This window comes from candidate division WOR-3 bacterium (assembly GCA_039802205.1).
Classification (GTDB): domain Bacteria; phylum Hydrothermota; class Tepidihabitantia; order SM23-42; family JAOAFX01; genus JAOAFX01.
In genome coordinates this window covers 1-26,482 of the sequence record JBDRWD010000036.1, presented here as the reverse complement: position 1 = coordinate 26,482, position 26,482 = coordinate 1, and the positions used below count along the sequence as shown (strand labels likewise).

Below are 26,482 nucleotides of genomic sequence, written 5' to 3'. Positions count from 1 at the left end.
GGATAAATTTTTTTAAATTTCAAAGGATTTCGCACCCTGAATGGTGCGGCTACTCTAATCATTCACGCCCATAAAAATAATTTGACAAAAGTGGGGAGGACTTAGTCACAATCACTGCGCTATTTTTTATTCTTTGATTAAATTACACCCCGGCAACTAATAAGCGAATTCTAAGTGCCCTTAATAAAAACTTTGTTTTTTAACTCTCAACAAAATTGATATCTTCTAAATCAACATCCCCACCCATGACACTCTGAAACCCTGCAATCCCCTGAATCCTCTGAAGGTAACGATAAATCCCATGGGCAAGGCTTTAGCCTTGCTTAAATAAAAAAGCCAACCTGAGGTCGTGGTCCGGTAACCAATAAAATGGTAGGCGCAGGCTTTAGCCTGCGAGAAATGACTTCAAATCACAGGGTATCTCGCACCCTGAATGGTGCGGCTACTCTAATCATTCACGCCCATAAAAATAATTTGAGAAAAAGTGAAGAGGACTCAATGCAATTCCCTATTGACAATTTTCTAAATCTCGATATTATATAATATCATGAAATTGGGAGAAATACTGGTCAAGCATGGTTTCATAACCGAAGATATGTTGGCCCGAGCCCTGGAAGAGCAGAAAAAGGATGGAGCCCGTCTTGGCTCAACCCTTATTAAATTAGGCTATTTAAAAGAAGAAGACTTGCTTCGGGCATTATCAATCCATTTTGGAGTAAAATCGATTGATTTAAAATCAACCCAACTTGACTCCAATATTTTAAAATTGATCCCCAGCGAGATCGCCGCCAAGTATCTGGTGGTTCCGGTAAAACGTTTGGGTCGGACCCTAAGCCTGGCGATGGTTAATCCCGGAGATATGAACGCAATTGAAGATATCAAATTTGCCACCGGGTATGATATCGAACCCTTAGTCGCATCCGAAGAGGCAATTTTAAAGATTATCAACGAACACTATCATGTGGAAAAGATGCTCGCCGATGTGATGTACGAATTAGAGACCGCAGATGCAATGGAGAGTTCGGTGAAAGTCATGGAGGAAGTGGTAGAACAAAAAACCAAGGAAGAAGAGGACCTTTCCAATGTTGCCGATGACTCTGATAGTGGCCCGGCACTGAAACTGGTGAGTAAGATTATCAGTGACGCGGTGGAGATGAATGTTTCGGATATCCATATTGAGCCCTACGAGAATGATATGCGGGTGCGTTATAGGATTGATGGTATTCTACATGAGGTCTTAAAACCGCCGAAAAAGATGAATCGCGCGATCGCCACGGTGATAAAAGTCATGGCAAAATTGAAGGTCGAAGAAAAGCGTCTGCCCCAGGATGGACGTATTAAAGCGCGGGTCCATAATAAAATAATTGATATCCGTGTTTCCACGGTTCCCACCCTATTTGGGGAGAAGATTGCCTTGAGATTATTAGACCGTTCAGCAATCCAGTTGAATCTGGACCTTCTGGGCTTTGAAGAGAGTACCTTAAAGTCCTTCCGCCGGGCAATCCGGACCCCATATGGCATTGTGCTGGTTACCGGACCAACCGGTTCTGGTAAGACGACGACCCTTTATTCAGCATTAACCGAATTGAACGATCCGGGTGTCAATATCATCACTGCTGAAGATCCGGTTGAATATTCCTTGATGGGGATAAATCAGCTCCAGGTTAATGAGAAGATTGGTTTGACCTTTGCTTCTGCCCTCCGGGCTTATCTCCGCCAGGACCCGAATATCATCATGGTGGGTGAAATCCGGGACCTGGAGACAGCCGAGATTGCGATCCGCGCCTCTCTAACCGGACATTTGGTTTTATCAACCGTCCATACCAACTCTGCGGCTGCCACAATCACCCGTTTGGTGAATATGAACATCGAACCCTTCTTGATCGCCTCCACGCTCCTTTCGGTTCTTTCCCAGCGGTTATTGCGAAAGGTCTGTATGAAATGCCGCACTGAAGTAAAATACCCTCCTGAGGTCTTGCTCGATGCCGGTATCGACCCTAAGAAGATTGATTTCCCATTATATCGGGGCGAGGGTTGCAAGGAATGCCGGGGTACCGGTTACAAGGGTCGGATTGGTATATTTGAGAATATGCTGGTGACTCCCCGCATCCGTGAGTTGATCCTCAAACGTGCCACTGCCGAAGAGATTGAGAAAGTCGCCGTGGAAGAGGGCATGCTCACCCTCCGTGGTTCAGCCTTGGAAAAACTCCGCCAAGGGCTGACCACCGTAGAAGAAGTGATCAGAGAAACAAGGATTGAATAATGGAAGAGCGTTTGGGTGCTTATCTGGTAAAAAATAATTTAATCACCGAGGAGCAATTGCGCCAGGCGATGCAGGAAAAGAAGGAGACCGGGCAGCGCCTGGTGAGTGTCCTGGTGCGGCTTGGTTTTATTCCTGAAAACAAATTGCTCGCCCAGTTGAGCAATCTTTATCACATGGAAGTCACCGACCTTGACTATATCATTCCACCGGAATCGGTCTTGAAGCTGATTCCCGCTGAAAAGGCTTACCATTATGAGGTCATACCCATTGACCGGAAGGGCCGAACCCTCACCGTTGCCATGGTCGATCCCACGGATATCAGCGCGATAGAGGATTTAAGATTCATCACGGGCATGGAGATAAACCCGGTTCTTGCTTCCGAGACAAGCATTCGGGAGGCATTGAGTCGGTATTATAAAATGGATACAAGCCTGGCAGAGGTAAAAGCCGAGACCGGTCCTAAAGAACTGGGTATTGAAGATTTAGAAATCTTAGAAGCCGGTGAGGAAGAAGAAGTTACCGAGGAAAAACTCCGGGCAGATGCCGAAGGCGGACCGGTAGTGAGGTTGGTTAATTTCTATATCGCGGATGCGGTGAATAAGGGTGCTTCGGATATCCATATTGAACCCTTTGAAAAACAGGTACGGGTTCGGTTCCGTATCGATGGAGTTTTAAGAGAACAACAATCACCGCCCTATAATCTCAAAAACGGCATCATCACCCGGATCAAATTGATGGCTAAGATGGATATCGCCGAACACCGGCTCTGCCAAGATGGAAGAATCAACATTCTGGTGGGCAATAAGATGATCGACCTCCGTGTTTCGGTCATTCCAACTTTATACGGTGAAAAGGTGGTGATGCGTATTCTGGACCGGAGCGCCTTGATGCTGGACCTCACCAAATTGGGTTTCAGTGATGAGGCATTAAAAAAGTATCTCAAGGCGATCGAAAGTCCTTATGGGATCATTCTCATCACCGGTCCTACCGGGAGTGGCAAAACCACCACTCTTTATTCCACCCTCCAAAGATTAAATAAACCGGACCGCCAGATCATGACAATCGAAGACCCGGTGGAGTACAACATCCACGGGATAAATCAAATTCAGGTGAACGAAGAGATCGGTTTGACATTTGCTGCCGCCCTGAGGGCGTTTTTGCGTCAGGCACCCAATATCATTCTGGTGGGTGAAATGCGGGACAGTGAGACAGCCGAGATCGGAATCCGCGCCGCGCTCACCGGACACCTTGTTTTCTCCACAATTCATACTAATGATGCACCGACGACGATCAACCGGCTCGTGGATATGGGGATTCCACCCTATCTGGTGGCGAGTGCCTTAATATTGATTCAGGCACAAAGACTGGTAAGAAGGATCTGCCCCAATTGTAAAGAGCCGATAAAAGTAGACCCGCGATTACTTGAAGAAGCCAATATTCCACCGGATACCTTTCCGGATGGCATCGTCTACAAAGGCAAGGGTTGTTCCAATTGCGGTCAAACCGGTTACAAAGGGCGCATTGGTCTATACGAAGTCATGCCCATCTCACCAACAATACGCTCCATGATCCTGAAAGGTGCCTCCAGCGATGAGATCGCACGTCAGGCAAAGGAAGAAGGAATGAAGACCCTTCGGGAAGATGGGATTGAAAAAGTGAAAAAAGGAATTACGACAATTGAAGAATTAATGCGCGAAACTGCATCATTATGAGAAAAATTTTAAATTCCGCATTTGCGGAGAGGAATTTAAATTTTAAATAGGGAGGTAGGATGCCCGTAACAATGAAACAATTATTAGAAGAGATGGTACAAAGGAATGCAACCGATTTACACTTGACCACTGGTGCCCCTCCGATGTTAAGAATTGACGGTGAATTGGTACCAACCAACTATGAAGTGATGACACCTGAATTGATTCAACAGCTGGTCTATAGTGTCTTGAATGACCAGCAGAAGAAGAAATTTGAGATGGAGTGGGAACTCGATTTTTCATTTGGTATTGCGGGATTATCAAGATTCCGGGGCAACTGTTTTCAGCAACGGGGCAGTATTGCCGCGGCAATCCGAACCATCCCTTTTGAAATCCGGGGTTTCAAAGAACTTGGCATCCCACCCGTGGTCCAGGAACTCGCAAGCAGACCCAAAGGTTTGATTTTGTTAACCGGACCCACGGGCTGTGGTAAATCAACAACATTAGCGGCGATAATTGATAAGATTAATAGTGAAAGACGGTGTCATATCATAACTGTTGAAGATCCAATTGAATATCTTTTCCGGCATAAAAAGGCGATTGTGAATCAAAGACAAGTGGGAAGTGATACTAAATCCTTTGCCAATGCCTTGAAATATGTTTTGCGAGAAGACCCGGATGTAGTGATGGTCGGTGAGATGCGGGACTTAGAAACTATCGCAATTACCCTCACCATTGCCGAAACAGGGCATTTGACTTTAGCAACATTACACACCAACTCCGCAGCCGAATCCATCCACCGGATCATCGATATCTTCCCTTCTCATCAGCAGGGACAGGTGCGTTCACAGTTGGCATTTGTTATTGAAGGGGTGGTAACCCAACAACTTTTGCCCAAGATCGGCGGCGGGAGGGTTTTGGCTGCCGAAGTGATGGTGGCGACACCCGCAATCCGGGCTTTGATTCGTGATGGAAAAGAACATCAGATTTATTCCATGATCCAGTCCGGACAGAAATATGGGATGCAAACCATGAATCAGGCTTTGTATAATTTATATGCGAAAAGGCTGATCACCTTGGAGACCGCCTTTGATTATTCGCCGAATATTGAAGAATTTGAGCATATGGTGGAGCAGAAGTCACCTGTTCTTGGATAGGAAATAAAAAGGAGGAGTCATGCCAACCTTTGTCTGGAAGGGCAGAACTGCAACTGGTGCATCAGCCAGTGGTGAGCTGACAGCTCAATCCCAGGCTGATGTCGTTGCGGCACTCCGCCAGAAAAAAATCATTCCAACATCCATAAAAATAAAAGAAGAGAAGAAAGGGTTTGCCCTTTTTGGCGGCAGAATTTCAAAAAGAGCTCTGGCCGTATTTACCCGACAATTTGCCACGATGTTAAATGCTGGTCTACCACTTTTGAACTGCCTTGAAATTCTTGCTAAACAGACCGAAAGCACCGGGCTTAAAAGAGTCTTAGATGAAGTGCGCACGGATGTGGAAGGCGGTCTCTCCCTTGCCGATGCCCTGAGAAGACAGCCCAAGGCATTTGATAATCTCTATGTAAATATGGTAGAATCGGGTGAAACCGGCGGTGCCCTTGATACCATACTCCAGCGACTGGCTACTTATCTGGAAAAGACTGTAGCATTGCAACGGAAAATCCGAGGAGCAATGATCTACCCAATAATCATTACGATTGTAGCTGTCGGTGCCATTGCCGTGCTTTTGATTTTTGTAATCCCCGTTTTTGCCAAGATGTATGAAGGGGTTGGAAGAGAACTACCAGCGATGACCCAGCTGGTCATCAATATTTCAAACTTTATGAAGATTGCTGCGCTTCCAATACTTATTGGCTTGGTTTTGCTCTTCACCATCATCCGAAGATGGCACAAAACAGAATCCGGTGCCCGGGCGCTCGACCCTCTCTTTTTGAAACTTCCAATATTAGGGGATTTGATAAGGAAGCAAGCAATAGCCCGTTTTTCGCGCACCCTTTCTACACTTCTTTCCAGCGGCGTGCCAATCATTGATGCCTTAGAAATCACCGCGAAGAGCGCAGGTAATTGGGTGATTGAGGATGCGATCCTCAAAGCCCGAGTCTCGATCAAGGGTGGCGAAAATATCGCAGATCCGCTTTCCAAGACCGCAGTCTTTCCGCCCATGGTTACACAGATGATCGCCATCGGTGAGGCATCAGGTGGACTGGACGACATGCTCGCCAAGGTCGCGGACTTTTACGATGCTGAAGTAGACCAGGCCGTGGAGAATCTGACCAACGCCCTGGAGCCAGTGATCATGGTCTTTCTTGGTGGGGCAGTAGGATTTATTGTTATCTCAATGTATCTACCCATCTTCCAGTTAGCCTCAACAATCACGGAATAGAAATTTATCTAAAAAACCGAAAAACACCGCCACCGGTGATTAGTGCATGTTCGGGAGAATCCAGATAAGCCCTTTTAAAGGGCTTATCCTCCTCCATCCCCTGGTCATCACTTTCATTCTGCTCAGTTCTTCATACCCAGTAACTTATACCATTCCTCGAGCATACTGGTTTATCATCCTTGGTTCCTTTTTTTTGGCATCTATCTTCTGGGCTCTCCAGAACTGGGTAAATGCTACAGTTTTAACCTATGGGATATTGCTTGCGGATATCCCACTAATTGCCCTGATAATCTATTTCACAGGTGGAACCGAAAGCCTCTTTCCTTTGCTTTTTATTCTTTTGATCATCACCGCTGCCCTCTATCTCTATCGCCGGGGCGCATATATAATAAGCCTTATCTCTGTGGTATGCCTGCTTTTGCTGATGCTTGTGGAGGTAAATAATAAATCCCTGGAAGTGCGGTATGTGATGCAGCAATTTTATCTATTTTCCCTTTTATTTTTGCTTACCGGAATTTTAAGCGGAAGTCTTTCTGAACGCTACCGAATGAAGACGGAAGAATTGAAAAAGTTAAATCTCACGATGGAAGAGATTGTGAAAAATTTACCTTCCGGGATTCTGGTGATAGATAATGCGGGTGCGGTGATCTATACCAATATCAATGATGAGACCATCCGCTCTTTGGTCCATCTCTATCTCGCCCGGTTTCTGAAAAATCCGGAGCGACACAGTAACATTAAAGAATTGAAAATCCAAAAAAAGTATTATCTGCTCTCTTGCTCCCTTATCCGAGGTGGACATGGTGCCCTGGCGATACTCCAGGATTTGACAGAGATCAAGCGCCTGGAAGAGGTATCTAAGGTTTCCAAACAGACCAAAATGCTTGCGGAACTTGGTGGTTCGCTAGCCCATGAGATCCGCAATCCTCTCTCTTCAATCCGCGGTTCATTAGAGGTAATCGCCAAGGCGCGCCTCAACCGCTCTGTAAAGCCTTTTATCGAAATGGCACTGAAAGAATCCATCCGCTTAAATGAAATCGTCTCCGACTTTTTGAACTTTGCTCAATTCGTTCCCAAAAAGACATATCGGATTAAGATAAGCGATGTTTTAAATGAAGCGCTGCTGGAAATAATCCCTCATTTTCATGATAAGAAACTTGAATATATCAGAAATGGTCGGGATTTTGAAACCATGGGCGATTTGAACCGGTTGAAATCGGGAATATCCAATATTATCATCAATGCCTGTGAAGTCAGCCCACCGGGCAAAAAAATTATGATCACCACGAACTATGATGACCAGACGGGTTGGATAGAGATAACTGATGAGGGACCTGGTATACCAAAGAAAGATCTAAAAAAGATTTTTAAACCTTTCTATACTACAAAAAAGGGGGGCACTGGTTTAGGGCTCTCCATAGCCCAGAAGATTATTGAAGCCCATGAGGGCCGGATTGAAGTCTCCAGCAAGGTGGGCAGGGGGACAACTTTTAAGGTCATTCTGCCCCGGGCATGATGCGGCACACATAGTTGTGTAGTATGAGGAATCTAAAAATAGTTATCGAATACGATGGCACGGATTTTTTTGGCTGGCAATATCAGCCGGACCGACGAACGGTACAAGGAGAGTTAGAGTCTGCACTCCAAACGATCACCGGTGAATCGATCCGGATAGTCGGGGCAGGAAGGACCGACCGTGGAGTCCATGCCTTGGGTCAGGTAGCAAGTTTTAAAATCCATTCGCCAATCCCAGAGATGAGACTCAAAGAAGCATTAAATTCCCTTACCGGAGCTGACCTTTACATCCGGGAGATCTGCGAAGTCCCCATGGAATTTCATGCCCGCTTTTCAGCCGTAAGCAAGATCTATCAATATAGAATAATGACCCACTATTCCCCACTGAAGCGGCGCTACTTCTGGTTTGTGGGATATCACCTGGATATTGGAGCAATGAGAGAGGCACTGAAATATTTTTTAGGTGTCCACGATTTCCGTTACTTTTCGGTTTCTGAAGAAAAAGAAAAGATTGAGGAGAATGCATCAAACACCAAGTGTAACATCCTTGATATCTCCTTGACAGAATCGGGAACGGACATTATAATTGATATCGAAGGTAACCGATTTTTACGGAAAATGGTCCGGGGTATTGTGGGATTTTTAATCAATGTGGGCCGGGGCCGACTAAGATCAGAAGTAGCGTGCGATATCTTTGCCGGTGAACTAAACCACATTTACTTTGCCCCTGCCTGCGGTTTATGTCTGCGGGAAGTGCGCTACAATGATTTACCAGTAATCACAAGAAAGGAGTGATTGATGGAGTTATATCTGGATACAGCAAACATTGAGGAGATCAAAGAGATTGCCCAATGGGGGATTCTGGATGGAGTAACCACCAATCCTTCTTTGCTGGCAAAAGAAAAGGGTGATTATAAAAAAATTTTGAAAGAGATATGTGATATTGTTCGCGGACCAGTGAGTGGTGAGGTATTAAGCCTCAAGGCCGAGGAGATGATCAAAGAAGCAAAAGAATTGAGCCGGATAAGCGAACATGTAGTCATCAAAATTCCCTGCACAGTCGACGGGCTAAAAGCCACCAAGGTCCTGGCTCAAGAAGGGATTAAGGTGAATATGACGCTGGTCTTTTCACCTAATCAAGCTTTGCTCGCCACCAAGGCGGGGGCTGCCTATGTAAGTCCTTTTGTAGGCAGACTTGATGATATCGGGAATCCTGGGATTGAGGTGGTCCGAGATATCTCAACCATCTACCGGAATTACAATTTCAAGACCAAGATAATCTTTGCCTCGGTCCGGCACCCGGAACATGTCCGACAGGCAGCCCTTTTAGGAGTGGATATCTGTACTATCCCATATAAGGTCTTCATTCAGTTAGTAAAACATTCGCTCACCGATGATGGTATCACACGCTTTTTAAAGGACTGGCAACAGAAAAACGGTTGAAACTATGCAGAAAAGAGATATTTTGGCGGTGCTGAGCGGTTTCTTGATTGCCCTGGTTGCATTTTATCTCTACAATCATTTTAAACCCCGACCCACTTATCCCCAATTGGATTATTTAAAACTGGTCAATCTCAATGATGAAATCTCCCGCCAGCGCATGAATGCTATTGTGATGGCAGCTAATAAAGTGGGACCTGCGGTCGTCTCCATCACTGTAATCCAGACCCGGATCATTACGGTTTCCCCTTTTGATGATGAATTCTTCCGGCGTTTCTTTGGAGATTTCTTTCCGGAACATCGTTACCGCCAGCGTGTCCAGAGTCTGGGTTCCGGGGTTATCATTTCCCCTGATGGTTATATCCTGACCAACGAACATGTCGTAACGAATGCTACTGAGATAAATGTCACATTACCCGATGCCCGGCAGTTCAAGGCGCAGATCATCGCTGCCGACCGGGCTCTGGATCTCGCATTGTTAAAGATTGAGGGTAAAAATCTTCCCTACGCCGAGTTGGGGGATTCTGATGATCTGATGATTGGTGAATGGGTGATCGCCTTGGGTAATCCCTTTGGTTTTTTGCTTGAGGATACCCGCCCTACCGTCACCGTCGGGGTTATCTCAGCACTCAATCGGGCAATAAAATCTACCCGAGAAGAACGTATTTACAAAGATATGATCCAGACCGATGCCGCAATCAATCCAGGTAATTCCGGTGGTCCCCTGGTAAATATCCTCGGTCAGGTAATTGGCATCAATACCTTCATCCTGACCTCCAGCGGTGGCTCTGAAGGAGTTGGTTTTGCCCGTCCGATAAATGTCGTAAAAAAATTTATCAATGAGACTCAAAGATACGGGAAAATACGCACTCCCTGGATTGGAATATGGGTCCAGGATATCACGCCCGAGATTGCGGAAGCAATGGGAATCGAACCCCGTGGAGTTTTGGTGAGCAGTGTCGACCCCAACAGCCCGGCTTATCATTCCGGGATAAAAGAAGGCGACAGGATTGTGATGGTGAATAACGAAAACATAAACAGTGTTAATGTCTGGGATCGTATCCAGGCGAATACCTTTGTCGGTGATACCTTAAAATTGGTTTTATACCGGAATGATGATTCTTTGAATATCTCACTGGTGGTCAGGGAATTTCAGGAACCGGTGGGTTTTGGCTCGCGGTTGGGGATCTATGTGGAGGATATCACTCCCTATTTCATCAAAAAATTCAATTTGAGTTATAAGCAGGGAGTAGTGGTCACGAAAGTGGAAACAGGTAGTATTGGAGAAAAGTTGGGCATTGCCCCTGGAGATGTGATACTCCGCATCGGTTCAACCCGGATTCGTAACAAAGAAGACTTTAAGAAGGCACTAAGCGATTTCAAGAATCAATACTTTATCATTGATCGAGGTGGTTTGATATTCCAGATATGGTTACAATAAAACTTTTCTTTCTTCCATGACCAATATTGAAATCAGGCGTAAGATACTGGAGATGGCTTATGAGAAATTTAAAGAGCACCCATATTATCGCATCACACCCAGGGAATTTAAAGAGGCTTTAAATATTGATTTAAAGACACTCAATTTTAATATCGTTTATTTGGAAGAAAAAGGATATATTGAGCTCACCAAACCTCTGGAAGGAAGTTTGTTTGTCGGTGCCCGTATCACCTCTAAGGGCATTGATTTGATTGAAGATGAGTATCAGTTTGATATCACATTTCCAGTGGAGAAAGATACCTCTGCCATGCAACTGAGTGTCTTTAAGGAATTCAACACATTAATCGCCCGTATCAACGGGGATGAAAAGATAAGTCGCGATACCCGGGAAATTCTGATTGAAGAAATTAAAGAAATTCAACAAGAATTGAAAAAGATCGAACCGAGTTATAATCGGGTTAAGACTTTCTTAGATAAAGTACGCCAGCATAATTTTGAGATCGGCAATCAGGTGATGGCACTCCTGCAAAACCCAGTGATTCTGAATATCCTTTTGAAATCGGCAAAGAAAGAATTATGAAAAAAAGTGCTCTTTTATTTATCATCGGTTACCTCCTTTCCCCCTTTTCTTGGTGGAACGATGTAATAATCAATTTACCCCTGGCTTATATCATTGCCTTCCCTTTTGGGCTGATTTCTGAGAAACTCTTTCTTCCGATTTTGATTTTAGGATACTGGATGACCAATCTCTTGGGTCTAATTCTTATCCATTATAGTCTATTGGGAAACCAGCAGCGCCTTACCAGAAGAGAAGATATTTTCAAAAATCTTCTGGTGGCTTTATTTTACACCGCCTTGGTGCTCCTTTTAGCCCGATTCGGACTCTTGAAATTTCCACTTCATTATTTTAAATAATCTCCAGGAATGGAGAACAAATATTCTACTGGCATTATCAAGAGTGCCCGACCATTATTCTTCATCAGAAAATTTAACTGACGGATGAATGCGCTATTCTCCTCTTTAGTCTGAATGATTCGGGGTGTGAATAGATTGGGTGGAAAGAGTTCGGGCCGGGGCAATTCGACAATGGTAATTTCTTCTTTTTCTATGCCCGCAAGATTTTTCGCAATCTTGATTGCCGTCTCCAACCCACCCAGAGTATCAACCAGTCCGATTTCTTTACCCCGTAATCCGGACCAAACCCTTCCCTGGGCAATCGTCTCTATCTCCTCGTAACTTTTGTTACGTCCCTGGGCAACCCTGGTCACAAAATCTTTGTATAGAGACTTGATATGATACTCGATCCGTTGTTTTTCGGCAACAGTGAGATTTCGATCCGGCAGTTGCCCCAGAAAAGGGTACTGGAATCCAAACCCCAAATCCGCATGTTCACCAACTCTGACAAAATCCGTGGAGAATCCCAGCCGTTCTTTTAGTTCCTTGTTATAAAGCCAAAGACCGATAACCCCGATTGAACCGGTCATGGTAAAAGGAGCCGCAATGATTTTATCACCATACATAGATAACCAGTAACCCCCAGAACCCGCAACCGAACCCTGTGATACTACCACCGGTTTTTTCTTCTGACATTTTTTTATTGCTTCAGCAATGATATCTGATGCCAATGGACTTCCGCCGGGAGAGTCAACCCGGAAGACCACAGCTTTTATGTCCCTGCGTCCCGTGACCCATTCAAAATCTTTTACCAATTTCCGGGCTTTTATCCCTGTATCCATCGCACATTCACCCAAGCCATATATTATGGCGATCTTCGGTCTTTCGCCCCAATAGTTATCCGGAGGTAATTCGGGTAGCGACAAAGCTGACTTCGGAACCAGACGCTTATTAGCCCCTTCGCAATTTTTCACGATCTCCTTCATCTCATCCCAGCGACCCACAGTATCAGCAAGATTATTTTCCACTGCCTCGGTGGGCAAAAAGATACACTCTTCATTCACCAGTTGGTCAAATCTTTCAGGGCTAAATCCCCGTGCCGAGCAGATGTCGGTCTTGATGGTGTAGTAATAATCGTCAATTATTGCCTGGCGTTGTTCCCGATCAGCCTCTGACATCTTATCCCGGGATAGGACCTCAGCCGCAGACTTATATTTGAAATAACGCCATTCGTCGACACCAATGCCAATTTTGTCCAAGGCATTTTTAAAGAACATCCGACCCATGAGGAGTCCCTGGAGATTGATTCCGCCCTGGGGGTCAATGACAATGAAATCAGCCACTGATGCGAGGTAGTACTCAAGGAATCCGGCTTCATCGATGTAGACAATAATCTTTTTATTTTTCACTTTAAAATCTCTAAGTTTCTCTCTCAATTCCCATGCCATCTCCAGGCTGGTCTGGATGCCAGATAGATTGAGGGCGATCCCCTTTATGGTTTCATCCTGCTTTGCCATTTCCAAGGTTTGTAAAAGGGAGAGCAGGGTATTGCTTTTATCAAACAAAAGATATCGTTGATAATGTAGTGGTCCGAATAGTTCCAGTTCCAGATAATTTTTATTTTTGCGCGTGAGATAACGGAAAATGTTACGATCGTAGGCGCCCATTCTTATTCCATAAGTATTGCCCTGATGGCTATGTCGATCATCATAATGGGTTTGGGTGCTCAAACCAACTCTACCCAGACTTATATTTATCCCTCCCTGAAGAGAACGGTCGTTGAAGTAACGGGTGGTGAATCTAATACCAGGAAGCGGCTCCAACACAATGCCCGTGCTCCAAGGACTATCCTTAAGCACCACACCCCTCGGTACTGCACAATCCACAAAAAAAGTTACTTTCTCATTACCCAGAGGCCTAATTCCTAAATCAAAATAGATTTCCTGCTGCGTCTCCTGATCACCAATTAACCCTACAAAACCGAGGGAGAGATGACGGCGAGGACGGAGCAAATAACCGATTTTCCAGAGCGCTGATGTATTCTGAATCCTTTTGTCCCCTCCGGTCCATTGGTAGCCGATGCCTATGCTCTGTCTTTTATCACCCAGCGAAAGTGCAAGGTAATACTTCTGGATCGAACCATCAGAAAATCTTTCATTGCCTATGGCACAAGAGAAATGAGGCATCCCAGTCAAAAACATCCAGTCATTGATACCCCTTGGCTCCTTTCTTAGGTCTGACCAGATAAATGCCAAATCCAATTGATGTTGATAGGTTAAAAGTGCAGGATTGGCATAACCATAAAATCCTGTCCCAAGTGTACCAGCTGAAGAAAGTAAGAATTTATTATGTTCATAGAATAAAGAAGAAACACCGTAACTTAGGTTAAAGGCGAGAAGATACATTGCGGTGATAATCTTAAGGTATCTCATCAGACCTCCTTTGGTTTTAAAGTTTATCCACCTGTAACCAACTGTCAAGAGCATTTGCCGCACGGCTTCTTTCTGTTTCTCAAAGTTAACTGAAAGTTTTTGTTGATTTTTGGGAAATTTTTAGTATAATAGCCCAAAGGAGTGAAGAAATGAAAAAAGACTTAATCTCTATATTCGATTTGAGCCGGGATGAAATTTACCAAATATTTGAACTCACAAAAGATTTAAAGGCAAAACAGAAAAATGGTGTGGAGCATAAGTTATTGAAAGACAAAACCCTGGCGATGATCTTTGAGAAACCTTCGTTGCGCACACGGGTGACTTTTGAAACCGGGATGACTCAGCTCGGCGGACATGCGATTTATCTGGCACCAGGAGATATTCAGATGGGAAAACGGGAAACAGTGAAGGATATTGCAAAAAATCTTTCGCGCTGGGTTGATATCATCATGGCGCGGGTATTCAGTCATAATACTGTCAAAGAACTGGCTGAGAATGCCGATATTCCGGTCATCAATGGCTTATGCGACCTTGAACACCCCTGCCAGATTCTGGGTGATCTGTTCACGATAATTGAAAAAAGGGGTGGGTTAGAGAAGGTGACGATCGCCTTCGTCGGCGACGGTAACAATGTTTGTAATTCATTTATCGCAGCCTCGGCGCTCCTCAATTTCAGGCTCCATGTAGCCACACCCCTGGATTATCAGCCTAATAAAGATTATATGGCAAGGGCGAGAAATTTGTTCTGGACCGATAAACCAGAAGAGGCGATCAAAGATGCTGATGTGATATATACCGATGTCTGGGCGTCGATGGGGCAAGAGGCAGAGGCAGAATTACGGAAAAAGGTCTTCAGGCCTTATCAGATAAATAGTGACCTGCTAAAGAAGGTTCGCAAAGAAGATTATCTAATCATGCATTGCCTGCCCGCCCACCGTGGTGAAGAAATCACCGATGAAGTGCTTGATGGACCGCATTCAATCGTCTATGACCAGGCAGAAAATCGTCTCCATATCCAGAAAGGGATAATGGTATATCTATGTCGGAAGTCCTGAAACAAGTAGTCAATTTTTTTACCCACGATTTAATGAGGAAAATTTTGGCTTTGGTGCTCGCCTTTGGCCTCTGGCTTTTTGTCGCAATCGATGGGAATTATAATTACACCCGCACCATTTCCATAGATTACATCAACCTGCCCGATAACTTTATCATCACCAGTTCCCCTCCTCGCTTGAATGTAACATTTACCGGAAAAGGAAAAAACCTTATCAATCTCTGGTCGACCCCCCCGAAGGCGGTTTGTAACCTCAGCGATGTCGTTCCAGGCCGGAATGTTTTTTCTACCCGCGATTTAACATTACCCATAAAGGATCTGGGGATAGACTACGAACAGAGGTTCATCATCGTCGAGGTGGATGAGAAATTGGTGAAGATTGTTAAACCGACGATTCTGATAAAAGGCAGCCCTAAAGAAGGTTATGCACTCGCTGAGATTGAAATCCTTGATACTTTAAGGCTGATTGGTCCCAAAAAAATTCTGGAAGGAATTGGTGAACTTTATACCGAGTCTTTAGAGGTAAACAATAAATCGATATCGTTTGAAAAAAATCTGCGAATAAAACCACTATCCGAATTGGTAAAAATCATTCCAGAGAATATCAAAGTGAGGGTAGTAATTGATACGGTAGTAAAAAATACCTTCACAAATATCCCGATAGCTGTAATAAAAAATCCAAAACAACATGTCAAATTGACTCATAATCTCATTGATACACTTATCATTGCGGGTGCGAGGGGTCGACTCCAAAAATTAAATACCAACGAAATCAAAGTCCATCTAAAAGTTAACGACTTGGTCCCGGGTGCCTACCGCATCGCGCCCGAGATAATTTTGCCTGAGTTTGTTAATGCAACCTATATAAAACCACAGCAGATCCAAATCGTGGTATACTGATCATAAAAAAAGCAAAATTACTTCCACCATAAAGGCACACAAACTTATAAACAAAAATTGGTTGGTAAAATCCACAGTTCCTGCTACAATATCTGGATTCACAACTTTTATCCCCATTTCGGAAGCCATACGAGGTGTGATCACCGCAGGATTGCTTTCGACTAAATCCGGATTGATACCGAAGGTATCAGTGCCAATTTTATAAAACCCGGGTCTCTCGATGGGATTTTTAAAATCCGCCTCTCCCGTTATTTCACTCAGGCGGTATTCTTTATCAATCTCTCGGTGAGTGAGGCCGTAAATACTGGTGTAAAGGATAGGGACGAAATTAGGGTTGTACATGATATCCGTATTTTCTTTCTCAGGCATCGTGGCAAAGACCATCATGTTATTCCAGTGCACCAAAAACGGAAGTCGATTGTTGAGTCGCATGAGGCATCGACCATGGGGTTTCATCTCCCATAATCTGAAAATTTTTATTCCTTTTATTCCTTGATTATGTGTCAAGGGGAGAAACGGGGGATAACCTTCGTCAAGCCAGTCAATATTGAGATAGCCATCAAGGGTTAGCCAACTTTCCAATTCTCCAACGGGCAAAATTAATTCTTTTAAACGCGCCCCAATTATTGGACCGAGAAATATGACCAACCCGGTGCCGGGTTGTGAAGCAAAGTTACAGAGTTTCAAAAGTTCAAATTCACTAATCTCTGCTATGCCATTCAAAATTACAACCTGATATTCGCGGGGATTAAAATTCTTCAGATTGCTGGTACTATCCACCTGAAAAAGCAAGGGGACCTGAACCGAAGGTGCCAGGGCAGTTTTTAAGTATTTAGTTTCACCCGCGATTAAAACCTTTATCTTTGCGGGTAATGCCTTAAAGAAGTAATACTCATTATCCGAAAGCAGGCTGTCTGGACTGATCCGAATTATTCCTTTCCGAATATCTTTTGGTAAAAAAAATAAAACTGTGCCCATCCCATTATCGGCAATTGTCAGTTCTTGTTGGCGAGAGAAGTTATCGGTGATAAGTTCTAACTTCCCAGAAAAAATTTTGTTCCCGTAATTTTTTACTTTCACTTCCAGAGGGTAAATCCCTTCCGAGCCCCCGGGATATTCTTTGACGCGTACCTGTTCTATTGCCACATTGCTACCCAGAGGAACAGGCAGCCAGTAAAAATCTTTTAAAGAAGTCAAATCCTTAAAATTTATCTGCTGGCCATCGCCGATGTAGATAAACTCCTTAGGGAAGGGTGCCGGCTTATTAAGAAAATCTTTATAATGGATTTTGAGAAAGCCGGTTTTAAAACTTAATTTTATATCCTCAAGCCTTTTTAAGGCAGTCTGTTGATTCATCCAGAAAAAATTATTCCCTTCATCCGGACAAAGGGGTGTTACATAAAAAAGACTTTTTGAAGAGTAATTTTTGATCCACCTTTTGGCCTGTTTTAAGGCATTCTCAAAGTTATCTCCATAATGCATACTCAATGAGTTATCTACTACCAGGTAGACCGCAGCGAGTTTATTCGATGGGAATGATCTGCCTTCATATTGGGGGTGCGCCAGGGCGAGAAAGATTCCCGCCACTAACACAGATCGGGCAATCAAAATTATCAATTCTTTGAGCCGCAACCATTTCAGGCGGTTGATATCGGCGCTCTTCAATAGCCAAAGTGAAGAGAATGGTATTCTTTTCAAATTTTTTTTAAAGATGAGGTGAATGATGATTGGAGCAAGGACCAAAACCAGACCCCACAGATAATTGGGATTTAGGAATTTCATGGCAGTCTTTCTCGCTTTTGGAGATAATAAAATAATGCGCGGTCGTATTTTTCGGAAGTTAATATTAATTCATAATCGATATGAGCCTCCCGCATTCCCTGTTGGTAGTAATTTAAAAATTCCCTAAATTTTTTCGTGTAAGAATTTTTTATCGCCCGTGGCTCCACTACAAAATGTTCTTTTGTTTCTAAGTCCTGGAAAAGAGCAGGCTCCTGGAAAGGGAAGGTGTATTCATCGGGATCCAGAATGTGGAAGACGATTATTTCATGCTTTCGTGCACGGAATGATCTCAATGATTTCAAAACCCGGGAAGGTTCATCTAATAAATCGGAAAGAAGTATCACCAGTGCCCGTTTTTTGATCTTCTGGCCTAGTTCAAATAATACTGGTCCGAGGGCAGTTTCATTCCCACAATTTACTTTCTCAATTATTTCCAGCAGTTTTGTGAAATTCTGTTTCTTAGCAGAAGGAGGGATAAAATCACGAATCACGGTGTCAAAGGTCATTACGCCTACCCCATCACGCTGTTTGAATAGGAGATATGCAAGGCAGGCTCCGAGGAATTTAGCATATTCAAGTTTTGTGATCTTTTTTCCGTAGCCCATGGAGCCACTCTTATCCAAAAGGATATAAGCCCGCAGATTCGTCTCCTCTTGATATTCTTTCACATAAAACCGGTCTTGACGGGCAAAGATTTTCCAGTCAATAAGTTTTGTTTCATCACCCGGAATATAGGGGCGGTAATCGGTGAATTCCTGAGAAAAACCTTTATAGGGGCTATGGTGCAAGCCGGTTAAAAAACCCTCCACTACCAACCTCGCTTTCAAATCAAGATTTGAAAGGCGAGAAAGAATTTCGGGTTCAAGATAACTTTTTCTGATGCTCATTATAAAAATAATGGTAGGTGAGTTCAATCCCCCTTTTCAGAGGTACTTCCGGCGTCCAGTTAAGATATCTTTTTGCCTTGGAGGCGTCCAGGACATTTTTAAACACCTCACCTGGTATTGGATCACGATGCTGATGTTTAATCTCACCATTCAGTATTTCGCCCAAGATTTTAAGCAGGTCATTGACACTCGTCTCAATGCCTGTTCCAATATTAAAGCAATCCGAAGGAGCACTGAGAGCGAGCAAGTTTGCCCGGACCACATCCTGCACATAAACATAGTCCCTTATTTGATTGCCGTCACCATTGACAAAGCATATTTTATCTTCAAGAATATTATTGATAAAAATGGAGATGACACCTGCTTCGCTCTTGGATATCTGACGCGGACCATAGACATTGCTGTAGCGAAGAATTACATAATCAAAATTGTATAATCGGGCAAAAATTTTTATATAATTTTCAACCGTGAGTTTGGCTACTCCATAAGGCGATAGGGGATCTGGTGGAAAATCTTCGGTGATGGGAAAATTTTTAGGCTCTCCGTATATCGCACCGCCGCTGGAGGCAAAAATAAATCTTTTTACTTTATACTCAGCACAAAGCTTGAGCAGGTTTAAGGAGCCGATTATATTCACCCGGGCATCAAAGATTGGATCTTCTAAAGAATAGCGAACGTTTATCTGGGCGGCATGGTGGTTTACTACATCAAACTGGAATTCTTTAAAGATTTTTTCCATATCCCCAGCAGTAATGTCCTGTTTTATAAAAATTGCTGCGGGATTGACATTTTTGATATCACCGGTGGAAAGATCATCAACGATAACTACCTGGTGCCCTGCCTTGAGATAGGCATCGACGATATGGGAACCAATGAAACCGGCACCTCCTGTTACGAGTATTTTCATAAAGTATTATACTTAGTTCTGTGGTGTAAGTCAATAAGTCCGGGATGAGAAAAATTATTTTAAAAAGAGGTTGAGCAAAAGTAAAATAACCACACCGGCTAAAATTGCAGCAATGAGAAAAACAAACTTATTTAATTTTTTAATCTGTGCGTCCTGGCTGAGAAAAAATTTTAAAAGACTTTCGTTGATGGTCTGAATACCGATTTTGGTTTCGCCACTCATTTTTAAGACCGCATTTGTTAGTTGAGAATTTTCCGCCACCTTTGCATAGATTTCTTGGTTTGCTTTTTCATAAGCCTCGGTAAAATTTCGGAGATCTTCTAGCATCTTTAGAAGTGCAGATTCAATCCGCCCGCCGACATCGTCAAAACCCCGTCCCAACTCTTCAATTAACAAACGCTGGTGGTGATTGATATCGTTTAAGGTATTTCTTAGATTGCCGAAGATATCCTCTAATTTGTCGATATTAATCCTAGTTCCGGCAAGCAGTTCTGCTATCGTTTTTCTTAGATTGACCAAATCATCATTTAAAGTTTTGCACAATAAGTGTATAGCTTCTTTTTGTTGCTGGGAAAAGATATTTAAAGATTTATCAAGGGCAACTACCACCTCGTCAATTCTCATTGCCCGGCGCAATTCAAGCGCAACCCGTTCAATCTCTTCGGTTAAATTCTCTAAGCGTGGGATGATATTCTGTTCTATGACTTTTGTCGAGTCCGAAGATAAAACACTGTTTTTAAAATCTTCCCCGGTGGGCACGGGTTGAATTTCCAATTCCGCAATGTCCATTTCGGTGATCTTCTCGGCAAGGGAAGGTGGTGAGGGCGGTGATTCTTCGGCTTTTTTCTTTTCCTCTATTTTATCAGCCATTGCCTGGAGTTTATTGACGACGGGTGACTCGCTCAACTTGAGATTCTTCAAAAGTTCCATAGCGCGGGTGACTTCTTTTTTATTGCCCGCAGCCATCTGTCTTTCAATATATGAGAATAGATACATCGCCGCATCACTCTTCTCATCAAGATCAATGAGCAATTCGGCAATGGTGAAATTGATTTCGGTATTACTGGGGTCATAGCGTAAGATTTTTTTACAAAGAGCAAGGGCATTTCTCAAAAAATTTTCGGCCCGGAATGCCTTTATTCCATTTTGATAGGCATTTATTGCTTCTTTTACTCTGCTTAGTTTCAGGTATAAATCGCCCAAGCGATTATAAAGATTGCCATCATTGGGATTTAATTTTACCGCTTTTTCTAATAATCCTACCGCCTCCTTATACTTTCCCTGGAGTTCCAGGTTAATACTTTTTTTCCAAAGTTCTTTTATTTCGTTCAGCCTTTTTTCCATATTTCTATTAAAAAGCAGAGCCTGGTTTTATCCAGGCTCTGCTTCAGGTTTTATGAGTTCCTTATTCGTTTTTTGCGCGTTCGACTTTAATTGCCTTGTCTCCTTTCGGAGTCTGGGTTATTTCGAACTTAACTCGTTCACCTTCTCTAAGGACCCGATAACCTTCGCCCACTATATCTTGATAATGGACAAATACATCACCGGTTCCGTCTTCTTTCTCAATGAACCCATAACCCTTCTTACCGTCGAACCATTTCACTTTTCCGTAGACCAAATTTCCTCCTTTCAGCCTTCATCGCCCTACAGATTCATAAGGGCAACCTCTACGGTCAAAGCTATAAATATTATATCCATAATTTTACTCTTGTCAATAGGCGAAAGGAACTATTTTCAAATCCTTACCCACCACCCCAATTCGCTCTCCTATTATCACAACCAATCCAATGATACCCCGAATTTTCCGGACTGTATCCAGTGCCGCTGGAATATCTCTTTCGCTCCGCACCATATTCCCAATCGCGGTGGCAGCGGCATCTGCGAGCGCAGCGCTTTTTGCAAGCACTGTCACGGCATCGGCACTGCCCAAACTCAAGGAGTGTCCAACCGTTCCTGATGATGTTGCAATCCCCAACCCTCTGGGATATGGTTTTAATTCTATTCCCAATCTCATCGACAGAGGGGAGTGGCCTGCGTAGATCGCAACCGTTACCGGCTTTTTAGTTATCATAAAAATATCTCCACCATTTTCCACAATAACTTCAGTGGAAAACTGATTTAGATATCGACCGATGTACTCACTGAGTGCACCCGCGACCGCTGCCATCGGTCCCACATTCGCCAAGCGGGCAGCCCGGGCCATCTCCTTGATAATCGCAGGTGCGCCGGTCGAGACTGCAACTGGTTTTAATGAAAACAGAAATTCTTGGTCATATTCAATATACTCTTCCAATTGCTGGCGCAATACAGTCAACACAGATTCTGCCTGTGAGGTTAAATCCCGGTGTGCTGAGATGAATAGGTCGCTCTCCTTTTGCCGGACGGTAAACTGGATAAATCGGGAGTTCGCACATTCATTCCTATAAGAACGTGGAATGTAAAGATTGGTCTTCATTAAATCAATTTTAGCCTTATCGCATTATAAGGGCAGACCTTTAAACACTCTTCGCAACCAATGCATTTTTCGGGTTCAAACACTACTTCCATCTCCGGCTGCCGAATGTGAAAAGCATGACTGGGGCAGATACTGGAACAGATACCGCACATTATACAGTTATCCTTAAACCAAATGATATCTTTGCTTAGAGATTCAATTTTTATGCCGAGCTCTCTCAGGTACTTCAATCCCTTATTTAAATTTTCTTCGCTTCCGGCCAATTCCAGTAAAAGCAATCCCTCACCGCCGTCAATTGCGATCTTTGCCTTGAGGATGTTAAAAATGATATCATATTTTTTAACAAGCTCATAAGTAACAGGCTTCTCCACCAGACTTTCCGGAAAATGGAGCACGACTTTTTTTGTCACCTGCATTCTTTCCTCCTTTTTAACGATATCTTCCCCTGAATGGTCGGAATTTTATGCCTGACTCGTGGCCAGGAAGGCGCGCCACAGGCTGGGTAAGATAGAACTTACCTGATTTAATCCATGACTTGAGAATGCTACAAATCTGCCGTGCTCGTGGATAACTGGATAAAGGAAAGGTTGGGACAAGTTTATTGCCGATCTTAATTTTTCCAGATTTTAAAGAGGCGTAGTCAATCTCACCGATTATCCGGCCGGTTAAGTTGGGATAATCATACGAATAATCAACGATCGGGGCAATTATATCGTGATCGGTCACGCAGGTATATCGTAAAATATCCTCATCAAGGATGGGAATGGGAATACCGATGCCTACTGTGAGGCTTACCCCATAACCGGTAATTGATGTCCCCCTTAACCACTCGGGTTTCATCTGCTTTAAATCACCGATGACCGCAAGCGTGCCTGAGCCACTTTTGGGTACACCCTTTTCATTCTTAGGAACCGAAGGGTCATGCTGGGTGCCATGCCCAACGATATAACCGATACCACCACCCAGAAAGATACGAGTTCCAATACCGATGGTCAGATACTCAGGATCATTGAGCAAGGGTGAAAGTTGTCCGGCTGAACAATAGTTGGCATTCCCGAGGTTCGGTTTTAATATTCCCATGTATGTATAGATTTTTTCTTTTCCCAAATTCACTGCCACATTATAATTCTGATAACAGTTCCTGGGGTTGAAGAGAATTGCATTATTTATTTCTCTAATTGTGAATTCACCCTTTAATTCTTTTCGCGGATAGCAGTCAGTACCGTAAGAGACCGCCTTTATTTTTATTCTTTTTCCTGCAACCAGGTCTTCAATTAAGTGCCCGCCTCCATATTTAAATCTCCCTGGATATTGAGTATTCGCCGGATCATAATCGGGGATCTGGGTTGCGCCAATATACATATCAACTGCGGCAATTCCGCAGAATACTTCAACATCATTCAACCATGCCCTGGTGATGCGCATCCGGGGTTTGGTGTGTCCCAGATTGATAAAAACACCGGAAGAACACATCGGACCAAATGTTCCTGTGGTGACTACATCCACTTCTCGGGCGGCTTTTTTCAACCCTTTCTCTTTTACAAAATCGATTATCTCCTCAGCCGTGAAAACGACAGCCTTGCCTTTTTTTATTTTCTCATTTATCTCTTCAATCGTCTTTGGCATAGCACCCCCTTTTTAATTTAGAATACTAAGTTCTAAATCCTCTGCACTAAAGAATATCTACCTTGTGCTTCGGATTTAGCATTTTTAGGGGGATGAGTGTAGTAAACAAAAAACCTTCCCGAATTAAGGAAGGTCATGTTATGCAATCTTTAGCACTCATCTCTCCCTATTCGGGCGGGAATTGGCACCGAGACGTTCCTGTATCAGGAACCGGTTGCCGAGGCGTCACAGGGCCCGTCCCTCAGCCTCTCTTGATGAGCCTAAATTTTCAAAGAGCAAATTGACCATAGATTATATAAAAATTTTAACAAAAGTCAAGGACTCGATTCGCTGAGTACTCCATATTTTTTATATCGTATGAAAAAAACGGTAAAATTCATAAGCAAGATTTGTAAGGATAATCAATGATTTAGCGCTAGGTACTTTTGTAGGACAAGGCTTTAGCCTTGCTTAAATAAAAAATGCCGACCTGAGGTGGTAACCGGTAAAATGGTAGGCGCAGGCTTTAGCCTGCGGATAAATGTTTTTAAATCTTACGGTATCTCGCACCAACATTGTTTATTATATGTTGCGTGAGCAGATTGATTATGCTACTTGTCGGGTGAGAAATAGAATGGCTGGGTAAGCCTCTCTCTCCACTTAATCACTGAATGATTAATAGAAAGATTAGGCAGCCCAGCCACTCCGAATAGATACCTTGGTCTTATATGACCGTATAGCAGTCTGGTTTAACCGTTAGGTATGATTCGGACCAAGAAATTATAATCTGAAGAAAGGAGGATGTAAAGGAAGAATTTAATTAATTGACAAACCTTTTATAGCAGTGGAGAGGACTGAGTGCATTTACTCCTTGACGAATGCTTTTTTTAGTATAATGTATAGTAGAAAAGGCTTAAGATGGCGATAAAAGGTTAAAGACGGCGAAATGAGAAGGGTGAAGAAGGGAAAATAGGGGTGAAGAAGTGAATAGTTCGTGAAACGTTTACCGTGAATCGTGAAACGAGCAACAAGGGTGAAAAAGGGGAAATAAGGGTGAATAGGGGTAAAGAAGGGGAACAGATAAACCAGAAAAACGAGAAAGACCAGACGGAGTGGTGCAGTATCGTCCCTTCAGGACTTGCAGGAAGCGAAAAAGTGATGAAACAATTTGTTAACAAATCAATTGAATTAGGAAATTGGGGTTTGAGTATTGTTTGGAATTTGGTGCTTGGAATTTGGGATTTGACTAACAAGGGGGTAAAAATGGGTAAGATATTCTTTTCACTCCCTCGCCCTCAATGGGAGAGAGCCTGCCCCGTACTTGATACGGGGGCAGGGATGAGGGTGAAATTGGGGTGCCTCTTATTCATCGCTGGATTGTGTTTTGGGCAGTTTATTGAACCCGGGATGTCTCAGAAACTTCCTCAGCCAATTTCATCCAATTTGAGGATGAAGCAATATTGTGAATCCGGAAATCCAATGATACGAAAAATTTCATTTTATCGAAATCCGGCACAATTCAATACAATGCTAATGGTGCAGGTTGAAGGTGAAAGTCTCCAGCCAAAAAATTCTTTCTGGAAACAGACAGGGATATATGGGTTGGAATTTGCAGGCGGTCTCATTGGGACTTTTCCGAGTTTTTATCGGTTGTTCCAAGTAGGGGTAGGCGACGCAATCGATGACCCTTCATTAAATTGGTGGATTTATTATACACTGTGTAATGCACTGTTTACAGGAACCTGTACTTGGACAGCTGGAAAAATATTAAGGCAAAAAGGTTCTTGGCTAAAACCATCAGTAGGAGCAGGGGTTGGTTCATTAATTGGAAATTTATTGGTTTACGGCTTAAAAACGTCGTCCCTTTCCACAAGGGGTACCATAGCAATAAGTATCCTTTGTGTTGCCCCCCTATAGCTGCAGTAATAGGGTTTAATGTAAAATGAGGTATAAAATGAACAAGAAGATAAGCCTATTGGGTGTCTGTTTTGCCATTGTTTTCATACAAATGTTAGGCAAGTTACTCTTTCAAAGTAATTGTGAAATACCCATTTTCGTCACTGAAATGTGGGAAATGGGGTCAAATCTCTACATTCTACATTATCCTTTTGACAAGAAATGTTTTTTTGAATAGTATAACATTATGGCGCGGGCATTAAGGATTCAATTTCCTGATGCTGTTTTTTAATATTATGGTGCGGTGTATTTATTGCGGCGGTTGCGGGAGCGGATGGATAGGGATAAGAATTTGCGCAAACGTTATACTGAAGTAGAAGCGAAGGTGCGAAATGAATGTAGAATGCAGAGATTTGACCCCCAACCCGTTCCTTCGTTGAAGTGCCCGAACAGCGAACTGAAAAACGGGCAGCAAAACCGCATAACGAAAAACAGATTCGTTGAGTGTCTATTTTGTGCGGTTGGATACTGAAGGATATGAAAGAATAGAAAATACAAAATTGGTAAGATAATTATTTATTTCTACAAGAGATTATGTTCAGAAAAAGAGTAATAACCTTCTTCTGCAATAATGATGTGGTCAATGATTCTTATCCCGATTATATCACCAGCATTTTTTATTCTTTCCGTAATCTTTAAATCGTCTTCAGAAGGTTTTAGAACACCGCTCGGGTGATTGTGTATTAAAAATAATCCGCTGGCATTTTCAATAATCGCAAATTTAAAGACTTCTCTCGGATGGGTTAGACTCGCATCAAGTATGCCTTTGGAGATTGTGGTATCTTTTATCAACGCATTCTTTCCGTCCACTGCCGCAACCTTGAATAGTTCCTGTTTTAAACTGCCAATGAGTGGTGCATAATAGTCATAGAGGTCCT

The 26,482-nt window shown here is 43.2% G+C and carries 24 protein-coding genes and 1 riboswitch; of the genes, 14 read left to right on the top strand and 10 right to left on the bottom strand.

Features of this window, described 5'->3' with window-relative positions:
* Positions 1-547 precede the first annotated feature (547 nt).
* From pilB (ABIL39_08125) to ABIL39_08080, 10 genes are read left to right on the top strand one after another with little or no spacing between them, the layout of a single operon-like run.
* Positions 548-2,263 carry a type IV-A pilus assembly ATPase PilB gene (gene pilB, locus ABIL39_08125; GenBank protein ID MEO0166089.1) on the top strand — a complete coding sequence of 572 codons (1,716 nt, stop codon included), beginning with the start codon at positions 548-550 and terminating at the stop codon, positions 2,261-2,263.
* Complete coding sequence (pilB, locus tag ABIL39_08120; protein MEO0166088.1) at positions 2,263-3,975, top strand: type IV-A pilus assembly ATPase PilB; 1,713 nt, start codon at positions 2,263-2,265, stop codon at positions 3,973-3,975. Before pilB (ABIL39_08125) ends, pilB (ABIL39_08120) begins: the two co-directional genes overlap by 1 nt.
* Before the next feature lie 59 nt (positions 3,976-4,034).
* Positions 4,035-5,111, top strand: coding sequence for a type IV pilus twitching motility protein PilT (locus ABIL39_08115; GenBank protein MEO0166087.1), 1,077 nt, complete (start codon positions 4,035-4,037; stop codon positions 5,109-5,111).
* Between the two features lie 19 nt (positions 5,112-5,130).
* Entirely contained in the window at positions 5,131-6,336 is a 1,206-nt protein-coding gene (locus ABIL39_08110) for a type II secretion system F family protein (protein MEO0166086.1), read from the top strand.
* A gap of 46 nt (positions 6,337-6,382) precedes the next feature.
* The gene (locus tag ABIL39_08105) at positions 6,383-7,852 is read left to right on the top strand and encodes an ATP-binding protein (GenBank protein ID MEO0166085.1); all 1,470 of its coding nucleotides are present in this window, start codon (positions 6,383-6,385) and stop codon (positions 7,850-7,852) included.
* 23 nt (positions 7,853-7,875) lie between these two features.
* Positions 7,876-8,646, top strand: a complete 771-nt coding sequence (gene truA, locus ABIL39_08100) for a tRNA pseudouridine(38-40) synthase TruA (protein MEO0166084.1) — start codon at positions 7,876-7,878, stop codon at positions 8,644-8,646.
* Between the two features lie 3 nt (positions 8,647-8,649).
* Complete coding sequence (gene fsa, locus ABIL39_08095; GenBank protein MEO0166083.1) at positions 8,650-9,294, top strand: fructose-6-phosphate aldolase; 645 nt, start codon at positions 8,650-8,652, stop codon at positions 9,292-9,294.
* 4 nt (positions 9,295-9,298) lie between these two features.
* Complete coding sequence (locus tag ABIL39_08090; GenBank protein MEO0166082.1) at positions 9,299-10,732, top strand: trypsin-like peptidase domain-containing protein; 1,434 nt, start codon at positions 9,299-9,301, stop codon at positions 10,730-10,732.
* A gap of 16 nt (positions 10,733-10,748) precedes the next feature.
* Positions 10,749-11,312 carry a hypothetical protein gene (locus ABIL39_08085; GenBank protein ID MEO0166081.1) on the top strand — a complete coding sequence of 188 codons (564 nt, stop codon included), beginning with the start codon at positions 10,749-10,751 and terminating at the stop codon, positions 11,310-11,312.
* Positions 11,309-11,647, top strand: coding sequence for a hypothetical protein (locus ABIL39_08080; protein MEO0166080.1), 339 nt, complete (start codon positions 11,309-11,311; stop codon positions 11,645-11,647). Before ABIL39_08085 ends, ABIL39_08080 begins: the two co-directional genes overlap by 4 nt.
* Here ABIL39_08080 and sppA read toward each other — a convergent pair.
* Positions 11,635-14,058 (bottom strand): signal peptide peptidase SppA, encoded by a 2,424-nt coding sequence (gene sppA / locus ABIL39_08075; GenBank protein ID MEO0166079.1) that lies wholly within the window; start codon positions 14,056-14,058, stop codon positions 11,635-11,637. The genes ABIL39_08080 and sppA overlap by 13 nt on opposite strands.
* Positions 14,059-14,207: 149 nt before the next feature.
* Here sppA and argF point away from each other — a divergent pair, with 149 nt between their 5' ends.
* Both argF and ABIL39_08065 read left to right on the top strand, forming a co-directional pair.
* Positions 14,208-15,113: an ornithine carbamoyltransferase gene (argF, locus tag ABIL39_08070; GenBank protein MEO0166078.1), complete on the top strand. Its 906-nt coding sequence runs from the start codon at positions 14,208-14,210 to the stop codon at positions 15,111-15,113.
* Positions 15,098-16,012 carry a CdaR family protein gene (locus tag ABIL39_08065; protein MEO0166077.1) on the top strand — a complete coding sequence of 305 codons (915 nt, stop codon included), beginning with the start codon at positions 15,098-15,100 and terminating at the stop codon, positions 16,010-16,012. Before argF ends, ABIL39_08065 begins: the two co-directional genes overlap by 16 nt.
* Here ABIL39_08065 and ABIL39_08060 read toward each other — a convergent pair whose 3' ends face one another.
* From ABIL39_08060 to ABIL39_08025, 8 genes are all read right to left on the bottom strand, one after another.
* Entirely contained in the window at positions 16,013-17,794 is a 1,782-nt protein-coding gene (locus tag ABIL39_08060) for a BatA domain-containing protein (protein MEO0166076.1), read from the bottom strand.
* Positions 17,791-18,681: a DUF58 domain-containing protein gene (locus tag ABIL39_08055; protein MEO0166075.1), complete on the bottom strand. Its 891-nt coding sequence runs from the start codon at positions 18,679-18,681 to the stop codon at positions 17,791-17,793. The genes ABIL39_08060 and ABIL39_08055 overlap by 4 nt, the downstream gene beginning before the upstream one ends.
* Complete coding sequence (locus ABIL39_08050; GenBank protein MEO0166074.1) at positions 18,656-19,588, bottom strand: NAD-dependent epimerase/dehydratase family protein; 933 nt, start codon at positions 19,586-19,588, stop codon at positions 18,656-18,658. The genes ABIL39_08055 and ABIL39_08050 overlap by 26 nt, the downstream gene beginning before the upstream one ends.
* 54 nt (positions 19,589-19,642) lie before the next feature.
* The gene (locus tag ABIL39_08045) at positions 19,643-20,932 is read right to left on the bottom strand and encodes a tetratricopeptide repeat protein (protein ID MEO0166073.1); all 1,290 of its coding nucleotides are present in this window, start codon (positions 20,930-20,932) and stop codon (positions 19,643-19,645) included.
* Positions 20,933-20,993: 61 nt separating this feature from the next.
* Complete coding sequence (locus ABIL39_08040) at positions 20,994-21,206, bottom strand: cold shock domain-containing protein (protein MEO0166072.1); 213 nt, start codon at positions 21,204-21,206, stop codon at positions 20,994-20,996.
* Positions 21,207-21,299: 93 nt separating this feature from the next.
* Positions 21,300-22,043: a UPF0280 family protein gene (locus ABIL39_08035; protein MEO0166071.1), complete on the bottom strand. Its 744-nt coding sequence runs from the start codon at positions 22,041-22,043 to the stop codon at positions 21,300-21,302.
* Positions 22,043-22,459, bottom strand: a complete 417-nt coding sequence (locus ABIL39_08030; GenBank protein MEO0166070.1) for an NIL domain-containing protein — start codon at positions 22,457-22,459, stop codon at positions 22,043-22,045. The genes ABIL39_08035 and ABIL39_08030 overlap by 1 nt, the downstream gene beginning before the upstream one ends.
* A 13-nt stretch (positions 22,460-22,472) precedes the next feature.
* Positions 22,473-23,669, bottom strand: coding sequence for a homocysteine biosynthesis protein (locus tag ABIL39_08025; GenBank protein MEO0166069.1), 1,197 nt, complete (start codon positions 23,667-23,669; stop codon positions 22,473-22,475).
* 153 nt (positions 23,670-23,822) lie between these two features.
* Positions 23,823-23,930, bottom strand: a riboswitch (SAM riboswitch).
* Positions 23,931-24,701: 771 nt separating this feature from the next.
* On the opposite strand from ABIL39_08025, the gene ABIL39_08020 reads away from it, so the two are divergent.
* A complete protein-coding gene (locus tag ABIL39_08020; protein ID MEO0166068.1) occupies positions 24,702-25,565 on the top strand; it encodes a hypothetical protein in 864 nt (287 codons plus the stop codon).
* 283 nt (positions 25,566-25,848) lie between these two features.
* Positions 25,849-26,076 (top strand): hypothetical protein, encoded by a 228-nt coding sequence (locus ABIL39_08015; GenBank protein ID MEO0166067.1) that lies wholly within the window; start codon positions 25,849-25,851, stop codon positions 26,074-26,076.
* 50 nt (positions 26,077-26,126) lie between these two features.
* Here the strand turns inward: ABIL39_08015 and ABIL39_08010 are convergent.
* Positions 26,127-26,482, bottom strand: a 356-nt coding sequence (locus ABIL39_08010; GenBank protein MEO0166066.1) for a JAB domain-containing protein, incomplete at its 5' end; no start/stop codon positions are given.